The sequence below is a fragment of the Roseovarius sp. E0-M6 genome (assembly GCF_037083845.1).
GTDB lineage: Bacteria > Pseudomonadota > Alphaproteobacteria > Rhodobacterales > Rhodobacteraceae > Roseovarius.
Map to the genome: position 1 here is coordinate 24638 of NZ_JBAPLA010000001.1, position 13245 is coordinate 37882.

Consider the following 13245-nt stretch of genomic DNA (forward strand, 5'->3'; position numbering starts at 1 on the left):
CACCGAAAAGACATGATTTCGGGACAATTCATTGACGCATGGCATCATTTGCCTAAGCTGGGACAAAATAAATAAAAACAACAGGAGGGATACATGGGAGACATACTGAGCCTCGTTGCGAAACGACTCGGTCTCGGTCTTTTCATCTTGTTCGTAATCTCGATCATCATTTTCTTTATGGTCGAATTGCTGCCAGGTGACATCGCACAGGCCGTTTTGGGACAGGGTGCAACACCTGAGAACCTTGCCGCGCTGCGCAAGGAGATGGGCCTAGATCAACCCGCGATACTGCGCTATTTCGATTGGCTCAAAGGCGCTGTGACCTTTGACTTCGGCCAGTCGATTGTCACCGGGAATTCAGTTTCCGCAATTATTGGCGATCGCTTCACCAAGACCTTGTTCCTTGCGGCATATGCCGCGGTGATCGCGGTTCCGGTCGCGATCGTCCTCGGGGTCGTCGTCGCGCTTCTGCGCAACTCGATCTTCGACCGGGTGGCCAACGTCGTGACGCTGAGCTTCATCTCGTCGCCCGAATTCTTTCTGGGCTATATCCTGATCCTCTACTTCGCCGTCAATTGGGGCATGTTCCCGGCGATTTCGACCGTCCGGGAGGGGATGGGCTTTTTCGAGCTTCTTGAGCGCACATTCCTGCCGGCCCTGACGCTGGTTCTGGTTGTCGTGGCGCATATGATGCGCATGACCCGAGCCTCGATCATCAACCTTCTCGCCTCGCCATATGTCGAGATGGCAAAGCTCAAGGGGGCGCCCCCTTGGAAGGTGATCGTGCGGCACGCGCTGCCCAATGCCTGGGCCCCGATCATCAACGTGATCGCCCTGAACCTCGCCTATTTGATTACCGGCGTGGTTCTGGTCGAGGTGGTGTTCGTCTATCCGGGCATCGGTCAGGCACTTGTCGATGCGGTGTCCAAGCGTGACTTCCCCATCGTTCAGGCGGTGTGCCTTATCTTCGCGGGGACATTCATTCTGCTCAATCTTGCGGCGGATGTCGGCTCCATTCTCACCAACCCGCGTTTGCGGCATCCGAAGTAAGGAGGGCTGAGATATGGACGGAACAGAACAGTCGACAATATTCGGCATCTCAACAATAGCTTTCTTGCTCTTTTACTTCGCGATCATTCTCGGGGGGGCATGCATAGCGGCTTATAATGACAAGAGAGCGCCTTTCATGCTTCTCTTTGGCCTGACGCTCGTGTCCATCGTAATGGGCATTGTCGGAGGGGCAGATGCACTACGGTCGGTGTCTATCGGGGCGTTCCTGCTGGCATTCGCCGCAATGGTTTCCTACGGCTTCCGAGAGTTCCTTGTGAACATAGTGAGCACGGAAATGGCGAAGGAGTTGCGCACCGCGCCGCTCACGGCCGGATTCGGGATGTTCGTGATCTTCGTGTATGCGGTCGCGGCCATCTTCGCGCCATTCATCGCGCCCTATGGTGAGGCCGAGGTCATCTCGTCGGCGTTTGCGCCGGCGGATGAAAACATGCTTCTGGGCGCCGATCAGCTTGGCAGGGACATGTTCAGCCGATTGATCTATGGCGCGCGGAACACGGTTTCGCTGGCTCTGGTGGGAACGATCCTGGCCTTCATGCTGGGCGCGTTGGCCGGACTTCTGGCCGCTGTGCGCGGCGGTTGGTTCGATCAGGCGATGGGCCGCACGGCAGACGTCATCATGTCGATCCCGTCGTTGATCTTCGGGCTTCTGATGGTGTCGATCTTCGGGTCACTCGCGACGAACCCCGCATGGTTGCGGATGTTCGGTGGCAATGTGGGGCAGGCGGATTTTGCCCTCGGCGTGGCGCTCATGTGCTTCTTCGGTCTGCTTGTGGGGCTTCTCGTCCTCGCGACAGTAGCAGAGTCGTTCGTGGGCTGGCTCATCGCCGGTGCGATCACCGCGGGCGTCGTGCTTGCCTTCGCAATGGGCATCTCGACGATCTTCAACTCATCCGAGGTCATCCTGATCCTCGTCGTGTCGATCATCTACTCTCCGCGCGTCTATCGACTTACGCGGGCGGTGGCGGGCAACGTCGTCGTAATGGACTATATCGAGGCCGCCCGTCTTCGTGGTGAGCGTCGGTGGTACCTGATCCGTCGCGAAATCCTGCCCAATTCGACCGCCCCGCTGGTGGCCGAGTTCGGTTTGGAGTTCTGCTTCGTGTTCCTGTTGATTTCCGGCCTGTCGTTCCTTGGCCTTGGCATTCAGCCGCCCACGGCGGACTGGGGATCCATGGTGAAGGAAAACGCGACCCTGATCTCGTTCGGGGAAATCACGCCGCTCATTCCGGCGGCTGCGATCGCTCTTTTGACGGTTGCGGTAAACTTCGTGGTTGACTGGATGTTGTTCCGGTCCTCTGGACTGAAGGAGCAATAAGATGCCGAAAGAAAAAAGTGTTCTTCTGGAGATCGAAAACCTGAGAATCCAGGGTTATTCGGATGAAACGTGGGTCGACATCATCAAGGGTGTCGACCTGACCCTCCACCGCGGCGAGGTGATGGGCCTGATCGGGGAATCCGGCGCAGGCAAATCGACCATCGGCGCGGCGGCTATGGGCTATGCCCGAGATGGCACGCGGATCGTCGAGGGATCGTCGATCGAGTTTGACGGCATGGAACTGACAACTGCGTCAGAGGCCGACAAACGCAGTTTGCGTGGGTCCCGGATCGCTTATGTGGCACAATCCGCCGCGGCGTCGTTCAACCCTGCGCACAAGCTGATTGATCAGCATACAGAAGCACCGCTTCAGTATCGGATCAAAAAACGCATGGAGGCGCAGGAGGACGCGGTTGACCTCTACCGTCGTCTCAGGCTGCCCAATCCCGAAGAGATCGGGTTTCGCTATCCGCATCAGGTTTCGGGTGGACAGTTGCAAAGGGCAATGACGGCCATGGCGATGTCATGTCGTCCCGACCTGATCATCTTCGATGAGCCGACCACCGCGCTTGACGTGACAACGCAGATCGAGGTTCTGGCCGCGATTCGCGACATCGTTGAGCAGTTTGATACAGCCGCGCTCTACATCACTCATGACCTTGCGGTCGTGGCGCAGATGGCGGACACGATCAAGGTTCTGCTGAAGGGCAACGAGGTTGAGCAGGCGCCGACCGATGAGATGCTGAAGAATCCCAAGGAGGACTATACAAAGTCGCTTTGGGCCGTGCGCAGCTTCGAGAGCCCGCAACGGTATCGCAAGGAAGGCGCGACGCCGCTCATTTCGGTGCAGAATGTGGATGCCTCTTATACCGGGGGTGAGAAGGTGCTCGACGATGTGTCCTTCGATATCCACGAGGGTATGACCGTCGCGGTGGTGGGCGAATCCGGCTCGGGTAAATCTACGACGGCGCGGGTCATAACCGGCCTTTTGCCACCGTCGAGCGGTCAGGTGCTTTTCAAGGGTGAACCGCTTCCGCCAAGCTACAAACAGCGGACACGCGAACAGTTGCGCCAGTCTCAGATGATCTATCAGATGGCTGATACCGCCTTGAATCCAAAGGTGAAAATCCATGAGATCATCGGTCGTCCTGCCTCATTCTATTCGGGGCTGAAGGGGGCGGCGCTCAAGAACCGGGTGGATGAGTTGCTCGACCTGATCGAGCTTGAACCGGCGCAGTATTACAACCGCTATCCGCCGGAGCTGTCGGGCGGCCAGAAACAGCGTATCGGGATTGCCCGCGCGCTTGCCGCTGAGCCGACTTTCATCGTGTGTGACGAGGTCACATCGGCGCTCGACCAACTCGTCGCCGAGGGTATCCTTCGGCTTCTGGACCGGCTTCAGAACGAGCTTAACCTTGCCTACATGTTCATCACACATGACCTTGCGACGGTTCGGGCCATCTCGGACGAGGTGGTCGTGATGCAGCAGGGTAAAGTTATCGAACAGGGTCCGAAGGACGATATGTTCACCCCGCCGCACCATCCTTACACCGATCTGCTTCTTAGTTCGGTGCCGGAAATGGATCCCAACTGGCTTACCACGCTGCTTGAAGAACGGGGTGTGGACAACGTTGGAGATGCGGCATCGTCCAAGATTGATCCCAAGGATGAAAAGGTTAAGTAATCCTACGATAAATATATGAAAAGGGCGCCCAATGGGCGCCCTTTTATTTTTAGAATCAGCGGGTTATCGGGTCAGGTGATGGCCATAGCCGACAGGACCAGCGTGGCCACGATAGACCCGTACACAATCACCACAGCTTGCCATGTGGCGCTGTGCATACGCAGTTCACGGTTCAGTTCATCGCGTGTCATGGCGATCTCCCTCAAAGCAGGGGACCCCTTGGGGTGTTTTCAATTAAAAACGACGCATGGAGCAAAGCCCAGACGCCGTTTAACGGTGATTTGTGTGAAAAGGCTTTCGCCTTTTATTTCAATGGGTTGACCGTCTTAGACGATTGCCATTGCGGACAGCACCAGTGCGCCTACCATGCCGCCATATACGACGACGACGGCCTGCCAAGAGGCGCTGTGCATACGAAGTTCGCGGTTAAGTTCGTCGCGGGTCATTTTGGCCTCCTGCATTCTTGAGCTTCCAGTCGCGAGAGACGCGTTTGCACCTCTGACCCCCATTTAGTCGAAAAATCTTAATGCGCAATTAAAATCGTATGAAAAATACATGCGTTTCTTGCATGCCTGAAAGACCCGGAACGCATGGCTCGGAGTTTCTGTCTTACCTGTTGAAAACATGGGTAATTTTCAGCATCAAAAAAATGCGTATCGTCAAGCGGGCCGGTTGATTGCCGTCCGCTTGCCGCGTGCAATGCAGTCTTTGGCGCAAAATGTCCAGAGGTTAACGGGCCGAACACGACGTCGGTATTCACATCGGTATTCACGTCGGTATTGCGTCGGTGCGCTGCGATTCGCGAAACCTGTGAACAAAGCGTTCGGTCCTTGCCCGAAAGAGGTGTGGCAGAACGTGCGAGGGCCGCTTGAACATGGCGTTGACGCGGGCTACCCATCGTCAACTGGAATGCCGGACACACGGGGTGATCGACCATGGCCGAAACGCGCAGCCAAGCGCCCGAATATGACTATATCATTGTTGGTGCCGGCTCGGCCGGTGGTCCGCTTGCCGATCGGCTTAGCGAGAGCGGTGCGGCATCCGTTCTTGTCCTCGAGGCGGGGGGCAGCGACCTGCATCCGTGGGTCCGCATGCCCATCGGATACGGCAAAGCCTACTACCACAAGAGGCTCAACTGGAAATTCTCGACCCAGCCGGTTGAGGCGCTGGGCGGGCGTGAAAGCTATTGGCCGCGCGGGAAGGTGATCGGCGGATCGAGTTCGATCAACGCAATGGTCTGGGCCCGTGGCCACCGTGAGGATTTCGACGACTGGGCCGAACAGGCGAACGCACCGGGATGGAATTGGAGCGAAGTCGCCCGAGTCTATCGCCGGGTCGAAGACTGGCGGGGTGCCCCGGATCAGATCAGGGGGCAGGATGGAAAGGTGTCGGTCGAACCGATCGCGGACCGTATGCACCCGCTATGCCATACCTATCTTGAGGCGGCCGAACAGGCGGGCATCCCGTTCAACCCCGATTACAACGGCGCAGAGATGAACGGCGCGTCGATCTATCAGATTTCCACCAAGGGCGGGGTGCGTGCCTCGACCGCCGCGGCCTATCTGCGGCCTGCGTTACGCCGTGCGAACCTGCGGCTTGAAACGGGGGCGCACGTGACCCGTGTGCTGTTCGACGGGCGGCGCGCGGTGGGTGTCGCTTATCGCAGGGGCGGGCGTGATCATGTCGCGCGCGTGCGCGGCGAGGTTATCCTTGCGGCGGGAGCGATCATGAGCCCGGCCATCCTTCAGCATTCAGGCGTTGGCGCTGGCGCGCATCTTCGGGACCTTGGGATCGATGTGGTGCATGACGCGCCTCACGTGGGGCAGAACCTTCAGGATCATTTGGGGGCCGACAATCTTTATCGTGCGAATACCCCGACGCTCAATCAGGAACTGGGCCCTTGGTGGGGCAAGCTGCGAGCCGGGTTGCGCTATGTGCTGACGCGCGGCGGCCCCCTGAGCCTGAGTGTCAATCAGGGCGGCGGATTCGTGCGGTTGCACGATGGGCCGGGTCGGCCCGACCTGCAACTCTATTTCTCACCCGTCAGCTATACGCGCGCGCCCAAGGGCAAGCGGGCGCTGATGTCGCCCGATCCGTTTCCGGGGTTCCTCATGGGGATGAATCCGTGCCGCCCGACAAGCAAGGGGCATCTCGGCATCACCTCGCCCGATCCGATGGCCGCGCCGGAGATACATCCCAACTATCTTGATACCGAAGAGGACCGTGCGGCGATGGTCGAAGGGTTGCACCTTGTGCGGAAGATCGCCGGGTCGCCGGCCATGGCGCAGGTCATCGAGGAGGAGATCGCGCCCGGCCCGGCGGCGACGGATGATGCCACGCTCCTGCAATATGCGCGCGATGCGGCATGGACGGTTTTTCATCCGTGCGGCACCTGCCGGATGGGGCGCGATGCGGCGCAGGCCGTTGTCGATCCGCGCCTGAAGGTGCATGGGGTCGAGGGGCTTCGGGTGGCGGATGCGTCGATCTTTCCGGTTATCCCGTCGGGCAATACCAACGCACCGGCGATCATGGTGGGTGAAAAGGCCGCCGAGATGGTGCTTGAGGACGCGCGCTGAGTCCAAGGACCTGTCAGGCGGCGGGCCTGCTGTCGCGGGCGATGTCCATGAAGGCCCGGATGACGCGCACGTCTCGCCGCTGGGTCAGGTGGGCCATCACCTCGGTCATCGAAAGGTCGGCATCGGTCAGAGGCAAGAGGCGCATCCGGTCGTCGTGGCGATATTCGGCGCGGGAGACAAAGCCGATGCCAGCCCCCGAGGCCACCACCTCGCGCACGGTTTCACGGCCTTCGGCAGAGATGGCGGGACGTAGTTTGATTTTCTGACGGGCGGCCTCATCCGCGAGTTTCTGACGGGTCTTGGAGCCTTCTTCACGCCAGATGAGGGGCCAGTCGGCAAGCTCGCGGAAACGAAAGCTCTGACGGGAGGGGGGAACGAGGTCATGCGCCGCGAAGGCCACGATCTCGGTCGTGGAAAGTTCGAGCGTTTCCATGTCGCCGCCGGGTGGGGGGCTTCCCACCACGCCGATCTCAGCTTTGTAGGAGCGGAGCGCATCGAGGATTTCCTCGGTGTTTCCGGCGCTCAGGGTGACGGTGATACCGGGATGGCGGCGGCGAAAGCGGGTCAGGATATCGGTGATGTGGTGGGCCGCGTCCGCGATGATGCGAAGCTCTCCTTCCAGGGCGGCGCGCGATTCCGACAGGTAATCCTCGATCTGGCGCTCGGTCTCGAAGAAGCCGCGTGTCAGGCGCAGAAGCTCTTCTCCTGCGGTTGTGAGGCGCACGTTGCGGCGGTCGCGATAAAAGAGGAGGACGTCGTGGTCCTGCTCAAGCTTGCGCACCTGTTCGGAGATGGCCGGTTGGGAGATCCTGAGCGCCTCGGCGGCGCGGGAAAACCCCCCGAGCAGGGCGACGTGGTGAAAGGCGCGGAGTTGGCTGTAGCGCATGGGGGCTCTTATATAGGTTAAGCTTATAATATCATCTGAATTAGATATTTCACATATATTCGTGACTCGGTCATTGAGTGAATGCAAGATGCCAGAGGAGGTCCGCATGAGCACCACATCCACCCAGATCGAAGCCCCCCCTCTGGGCGAGCCGTATTTGCTGACGCCCGGACCCCTGACCACGGCCTATGCCACCAAGCAGGCGATGCTGCGCGATTGGGGAAGCTGGGACGCGGATTTCCGTGCCATGACCCGCGAGATGCGCGACCGGCTTCTGGCTCTGCTGGGGCCGGGGGGCGAGGCCTATGATTGCGTGCCGATACAGGGGTCCGGATCATACTGCGTGGAGGCGATGCTGGGATCTTTCGTACCACGCGATGGTAAGGTTCTGGTTCTTGCGAACGGGGCTTACGGGCTTCGCGCCGCCAAGACGATGGAGTATCTCGGGCGCGCGTTTCACACGCTGGACAAGGGCGATTACCTACCTCCAAGAGGCGCGGAAGTGGCGCGGATACTGGCGGATGATCCGGCGATCACCCATGTTCTGGCCATTCATTGCGAGACGTCCTCGGGCATTCTGAACCCGGTTCACGAAATCGCCGAGGCGACCTATGCGGCGGGGCGCAAGCTCTTGATTGACAGCATGTCGGCCTTTGGCGCGATCGAGCTGCGGCCCGACGATATCCGCTATGAGGCGATGGTCAGTTCCGCCAACAAATGCATCGAGGGCGTGCCGGGCTTCGGCTTCGTCATCGCCAAGACCGCCGAGCTTGAGGCCGCCCAAGGCAACAGCCATTCGCTGAGCCTCGATGTGCATGCGCAATGGGCGCATATGGAGAAGACCGGACAGTGGCGGTTCACCCCGCCCACCCATGTGGTTGCCGCCTTCCTTGAGGCGCTGCGCCTGCATGAGGCGGAAGGCGGGGTTGCGGGGCGCGGCGCGCGGTATGTGCGAAACCGTGATGTGATGGTGCAGGGGATGCGCGATCTGGGTTTTGAGACGTTGTTGGCAGAACGGTGGCTGAGCCCGATCATCGTGACCTTTTTCTGCCCCGCCGACGACAGGTTCGTCTTTGACCGCTTTTACGAGTTGATGAAGGACAAGGGGTTCATCATCTATCCCGGCAAACTGACCGTGGTGGAGAGCTTTCGTGTCGGTTGTATCGGACGGATGGACGAGGCGGTGATGCGGCAGGTTGTCGAAGCCGCGAAGCATTCTCTGGCGGACATGGGTGTCGCGAGCGCCGCACCCCCCGCCAAGGCATTGGAAGAACGGGCCAAACTGGCCGCGTGAGCAGGAGATAACACATGAATATTCAAGCGCCCGTGGAGGCCAATCAACGTATCTACCCCGGCCCAAAGGTGGCCGCCATTGCGATCTGTCTTGATGGGTGTGAGCCGGAGTATCTTGAGGTTGCCATTGCCGAAGGGTTGATGCCGACGCTCGCGCGGATGCGCGCGGAGGGGACCGACCGGCTTGCGCATTCGGTGATCCCGAGCTTCACCAACCCCAACAACCTGAGCATCGCGACGGGCCGTCCGCCAGCGGTGCACGGCATTTGCGGCAATTACCTCATCGACCCGGACAGCGGCGAGGAGGTGATGATGAACGACGTGCGGTTCCTGCGCGCGCCGACGATCTTCAAGCAGTTCTACGATGCGGGCGCGAAAGTGGCCGTTGTGACCGCCAAGGACAAGCTGCGCGCGCTTCTTGGGGCCGGGCTTCGGTTTGATGACGGACGGGCCAAATGTTTTTCGGCCGAGAAATCCGACAGCACGACGCAGGCCGAGCATGGGCAGGAGAAGGCAAGCGAATGGTTGGGCATGGCGCAGCCTGAGGTGTATTCCGCCGAGCTTTCGGAATTTGTCTTTGCGGCGGGGGTCAAGCTTCTGAAGGAGTGGCAGCCCGACGTGATGTACCTGACCACGACGGATTATATCCAGCACAAGTTCGCCCCCGAGGATGCCGAGGCGAAAGCATTCTACGAGATGTTCGACCGCTATCTCGCACAGCTTGACGAGATGGGAGCCGCGATTGTCGTGACCGCAGACCACGGGATGAAACCCAAGCATCACGCCGATGGCAGCCCCAACGTGATCTATGTTCAGGACCTGATGGACGAGTGGCTGGGCGTAGGACAGGCCCGGGTGATCCTGCCCATCACCGACCCCTATGTGGTGCATCATGGTGCGCTGGGCAGCTTTGCCACCGCCTATCTTCCCGAGGGCGCGGACCGCGACGAGATCATTGCCAAGCTGCAAGCGCAAGACGCGCTGATCCTCGTGGTGGACAAGGAGGAGGCGATGCGGAAATTCGAGCTTCCGGGTGATCGGATCGGGGATATCGTCATGATTTCAGGAGAGAATATCTGTATCGGGACCAGTGCGGACCGGCACGACCTTGCCGCGCTCAAGGAGCCGCTGCGCAGCCATGGCGGCCTGACCGAGCAGGAGGTTCCCTTCATCGTGAACCGCAAGATGGACCTGCCTGACGCCCCCGAGCTGCGCAACTTCGACGCGTTTTTCTGTGTCACCACAGCGGCGGCGCTTTGATATGGGCGGGGTCATGGCCAAGGATGAGATACGCCACGACGGCATGCGGATCGGCGGCGAGGTGGTGCATACCGATGACGTGATCGAGGTGCGATATCCCTATACCGATGAGGTGGTGGGCACAGTGCCCGCCGGGCAAGCCGAGCATGCCCGGCGCGCCTTCGACATCGCGGCGCGCTACACCCCAAAGCTGACGCGCTATGAGCGCAGTCAGATTTTGCGCCGCGCCGGTGGTCTTATCGGAGAGCGGCGCGCGTATCTGGCGAAATGGCTGGTGCTGGAGCTTGGCATCTGTCACCAGCACGCGATCTACGAGACCAAGCGCGCGCAGGATGTGTATGATTTCGCGGCCGCGGAAGCGATGAAGGATGATGGTGAGATTTTCTCGTGCGACCTGACCCATAACGGCAAGGATCGCAAGATATTCACCAAGCGCGAGCCGGTGCGCGCGATCAGCGCGATCACACCGTTCAATCACCCGCTCAACATGGTGAGCCACAAGATCGCACCGTCGATCGCCACGAATAATTGCATGGTTTGCAAGCCTACGGACCTGACACCGCTGACCTGTCTGGCCCTGGCCGACATCCTTTATGAGGCGGGTCTGCCGCCCGAGATGTTTCAGGTGGTGACCGGACGGCCCGACGCGATCGGCGAGGAGATGATCACCAACGAGCATATCGACATCATCACCTTCACCGGCGGCGTGCAGGTGGGCAAGATGATCGCCGCCAAGGCGGTCTACAAGCGGCAGGCGCTGGAGTTGGGGGGGAATGATCCGCTCATCGTGTGCAATGACCTTGGTCCGGCCGATCTTGACCGTGCCGCGCAGATCGCGGTGGCCGGCGCCACCGGCAATTCGGGCCAGCGCTGCACGGCGATCAAGCGCATCCTCGTGCAGGAGAGCGTGGCCGACAGGTTCGTGCCACTGGTGCTTGAGAAAGCCAAAGCCATCAGGTTCGGCGATCCGCAAGACCCCGAGACGGAGCTGGGCTGTGTGATCCATGCCGAGGCCGCCGCGCTTTTCGAAACGCGGGTGACCATGGCCGAGACGCAGGGCGCGAAGGTGCTTTACAATCCCGGTCGGCGGGGCGCGCTCCTGCCGCCCATCGTGGTGGACCATGTGCCCCATGACAGCGAGCTGGTGATGGAGGAGACCTTCGGGCCCATCGTGCCGATCGTGCGGGTGCCCGATGACGATGCCGAGGTGATGCGTATTTCTAACGGCACCGATTTCGGGCTGTCGTCGGGGGTTTGCACCAACGACCTGAACCGCGCCATCGCCTATATCAACGGGCTCGACGTCGGCACCTGCAACATCTGGGAGCAACCGGGATACCGGATCGAGATGTCGCCCTTCGGCGGCATCAAGGATAGCGGTAACGGCGTGAAGGAAGGGGTCATCGAGGCGATGAAGTTCTTCACCAACGTCAAGACCTATTCGCTACCCTGGCCGCGCTGAGGGTCGCGGGCACAGTGACACCGCCTCCGGCGGGGATATTTTGAGCAAGAAGAAAGGGCGGGCGCGTGCAGCATACCGAAGGTGAGGCCAACACCAGCGCCGCCCGGGCAACCTGGCGTGCGGCGCAGGGCGAGGGACCGGGTGAGGCGCTTTTGGCGCGGGATGCCGGGGCGTTTTTGCACCAAAGCCTGTCGAGCCCCTGTGTGAGCACCATCGCGCGCGCCGAGGGCATCTGGATCGAGGACGTCGCGGGGCGGCGCTTCATGGATTTCCATGGGAACTCGGTGCATCATATCGGCTATGGGCATCCGCGCCTTGTGCGGGCGATCAAGGATCAGCTGGACAGTTTGCCGTTTTCGCCGCGCCGTTTCACCAATGAGGTGGCGGTAGAGCTTGCCGAGAAGCTGGGCGCGATCGCGCCGGGGGCGTTGTCGAAGGTGCTGTTCACGACCGGTGGGTCGGATGCCAACGAGGTGGCGCTTCGCATTGCGCGTGCGGCGACGGGGCGGTTCAAGACGCTGAGTTTCTGGGATGCGTTTCATGGTGCGGGGTTCGGCGCGTCGAGCGTGGGCGGCGAGGCGACGTTCCGCAGCCATATCGCCGGGCCGCTTCTGCCCGGAGCCGAGCATGTGGCGCCATTTCACTGTTATCACTGCGCTTATGGGCACCCGGGGCCCGAGAATTGTGGATTGGCCTGCGCGAAGATGGTGGATTACGTGCTGGGCCGAGAGGGCGATGTGGCGGCGGTCATTGCCGAGCCGATGCGCGCAGTGCCCGTTGTGCCGCCGCCGGGCTACTGGAAAGCGGTGCAGGAGGCCTGTCACAGGCATGGCGCGTTGCTGATCATGGATGAAATTCCCACCGGACTTGGCAAGACCGGCGAGATGTTCGCGTTTGAACATGACGGGATCGTTCCCGATATCGTGACGTTGGGCAAGGCGCTTGGCGGGGGTGTCCTGCCGGTGGCGGCGGTGGTGGCGCGGCGCGATCTTGACGTGTGTGGCGATTATGCGATCGGGCATTATACCCATGAGAAGAACCCCGTGACGGCGCGTGCGGCGCTTACCACGCTGCAGATCATCGAAGATGAAGGGCTTGTGGCGCGGTCGGCGCGGCTGGGCGCGTGGGCGCAGGAGATGCTGCACGACCGTCTGGAGCGGCACCCGAACGTGGGCGATATCCGGGGCCGGGGCCTCATGTTCGGCGTGGAGATGGTCGAGGACCGCGCCACGAGGGCGCCCGCGAGCGAACTGGCCGAGCGGGTGTATTACCGGGCGCTTGAGAATGGGGTGAGTTTCAAGATCAGCGCGGGCAGCACCCTGACGCTATCACCGCCCCTGACCATCGAAGAGAGTGATCTTGAACAGGCGCTGAATGTTGTGATGTCGGCCATCGAAGACATCTGCCCCGAGCGTTAAAGCGTTTCGCGACACGCTCCGGACAACAAAAACCGCGCGCAGACCGGACTGGCTCTGCGCGCGGTTTTGGCTTTCGTGGCACAAGAGGCCTTTGCTTAAAACGGTTCGCCTTTGACCTGAGACATCAGCGAAACGCTTTAGGTGTCGGCCTCGATGGCCGCATCAGTGACGGCCTCGCCGGCATCTTCAACATCTTGACCGGCGCCTTTCACGGTTTCGCAGGCTGCGACGCCGAGAAACGCGGTCAACGAGAGAGCGGTCATCAAGAAACGGGTCATGG

10 protein-coding genes are annotated in these 13245 nt (G+C 60.6%); 8 read left to right on the forward strand and 2 right to left on the reverse strand.

Annotated features, from left to right (window positions below; all coding sequences use genetic code 11):
* The first annotated feature begins 93 nt into the window (after positions 1–93).
* The 4 genes from V8359_RS00195 to V8359_RS00210 all read left to right on the forward strand — a co-directional run bounded on the left by V8359_RS00195 (position 94) and on the right by V8359_RS00210 (position 6646).
* Positions 94–1050, forward strand: coding sequence for an ABC transporter permease (locus tag V8359_RS00195; protein WP_336426677.1), 957 nt, complete (start codon positions 94–96; stop codon positions 1048–1050).
* A gap of 136 nt (positions 1051–1186) precedes the next feature.
* Positions 1187–2386, forward strand: coding sequence for an ABC transporter permease (locus V8359_RS00200; protein WP_442970299.1), 1200 nt, complete (start codon positions 1187–1189; stop codon positions 2384–2386).
* A gap of 1 nt (position 2387) precedes the next feature.
* Positions 2388–4070 (forward strand): ABC transporter ATP-binding protein, encoded by a 1683-nt coding sequence (locus V8359_RS00205; RefSeq protein ID WP_336426679.1) that lies wholly within the window; start codon positions 2388–2390, stop codon positions 4068–4070.
* Positions 4071–5005: 935 nt separating this feature from the next.
* Positions 5006–6646, forward strand: a complete 1641-nt coding sequence (locus V8359_RS00210; RefSeq protein WP_336426680.1) for a GMC family oxidoreductase — start codon at positions 5006–5008, stop codon at positions 6644–6646.
* 13 nt (positions 6647–6659) lie between these two features.
* On the opposite strand, the gene V8359_RS00215 is transcribed toward V8359_RS00210, so the two are convergent.
* Entirely contained in the window at positions 6660–7532 is an 873-nt protein-coding gene (locus V8359_RS00215; protein WP_336426681.1) for a LysR substrate-binding domain-containing protein, read from the reverse strand.
* A 106-nt stretch (positions 7533–7638) separates the two neighbouring features.
* Here V8359_RS00215 and V8359_RS00220 point away from each other — a divergent pair, with 106 nt between their 5' ends.
* The 4 genes from V8359_RS00220 (at position 7639) to pbfA (ending at position 12965) form a co-directional block, all read left to right on the forward strand.
* Entirely contained in the window at positions 7639–8826 is a 1188-nt protein-coding gene (locus tag V8359_RS00220) for a 2-aminoethylphosphonate--pyruvate transaminase (protein ID WP_336426682.1), read from the forward strand.
* Positions 8827–8840: 14 nt separating this feature from the next.
* Complete coding sequence (gene phnA / locus V8359_RS00225) at positions 8841–10085, forward strand: phosphonoacetate hydrolase (protein WP_336426683.1); 1245 nt, start codon at positions 8841–8843, stop codon at positions 10083–10085.
* A gap of 13 nt (positions 10086–10098) precedes the next feature.
* Positions 10099–11547 (forward strand): phosphonoacetaldehyde dehydrogenase, encoded by a 1449-nt coding sequence (phnY, locus tag V8359_RS00230; protein WP_336426684.1) that lies wholly within the window; start codon positions 10099–10101, stop codon positions 11545–11547.
* 65 nt (positions 11548–11612) lie between these two features.
* Positions 11613–12965 carry a (R)-1-hydroxy-2-aminoethylphosphonate ammonia-lyase gene (pbfA, locus tag V8359_RS00235; protein ID WP_336426685.1) on the forward strand — a complete coding sequence of 451 codons (1353 nt, stop codon included), beginning with the start codon at positions 11613–11615 and terminating at the stop codon, positions 12963–12965.
* A gap of 137 nt (positions 12966–13102) precedes the next feature.
* Here the strand turns inward: pbfA and V8359_RS00240 are convergent, their stop codons facing one another.
* Complete coding sequence (locus tag V8359_RS00240; RefSeq protein WP_336426686.1) at positions 13103–13243, reverse strand: entericidin A/B family lipoprotein; 141 nt, start codon at positions 13241–13243, stop codon at positions 13103–13105.
* Positions 13244–13245 lie beyond the last annotated feature (2 nt).

What these genes read in the sequence shown, in the direction of transcription:
- V8359_RS00195 (WP_336426677.1), top strand. Translation starts at nt 94, where the DNA reads ATGGGAGACATACTGAGCCTCGTTGCGAAACGACTCGGTCTCGGTCTT.
- V8359_RS00200 (WP_442970299.1), top strand. Translation starts at nt 1,187, where the DNA reads ATGCTTCTCTTTGGCCTGACGCTCGTGTCCATCGTAATGGGCATTGTC.
- V8359_RS00205 (WP_336426679.1), top strand. Translation starts at nt 2,388, where the DNA reads ATGCCGAAAGAAAAAAGTGTTCTTCTGGAGATCGAAAACCTGAGAATC.
- V8359_RS00210 (WP_336426680.1), top strand. Translation starts at nt 5,006, where the DNA reads ATGGCCGAAACGCGCAGCCAAGCGCCCGAATATGACTATATCATTGTT.
- V8359_RS00215 (WP_336426681.1), bottom strand. Translation starts at nt 7,532, where the DNA reads ATGCGCTACAGCCAACTCCGCGCCTTTCACCACGTCGCCCTGCTCGGG.
- V8359_RS00220 (WP_336426682.1), top strand. Translation starts at nt 7,639, where the DNA reads ATGAGCACCACATCCACCCAGATCGAAGCCCCCCCTCTGGGCGAGCCG.
- phnA (WP_336426683.1), top strand. Translation starts at nt 8,841, where the DNA reads ATGAATATTCAAGCGCCCGTGGAGGCCAATCAACGTATCTACCCCGGC.
- phnY (WP_336426684.1), top strand. Translation starts at nt 10,099, where the DNA reads ATGGCCAAGGATGAGATACGCCACGACGGCATGCGGATCGGCGGCGAG.
- V8359_RS00240 (WP_336426686.1), bottom strand. Translation starts at nt 13,243, where the DNA reads ATGACCCGTTTCTTGATGACCGCTCTCTCGTTGACCGCGTTTCTCGGC.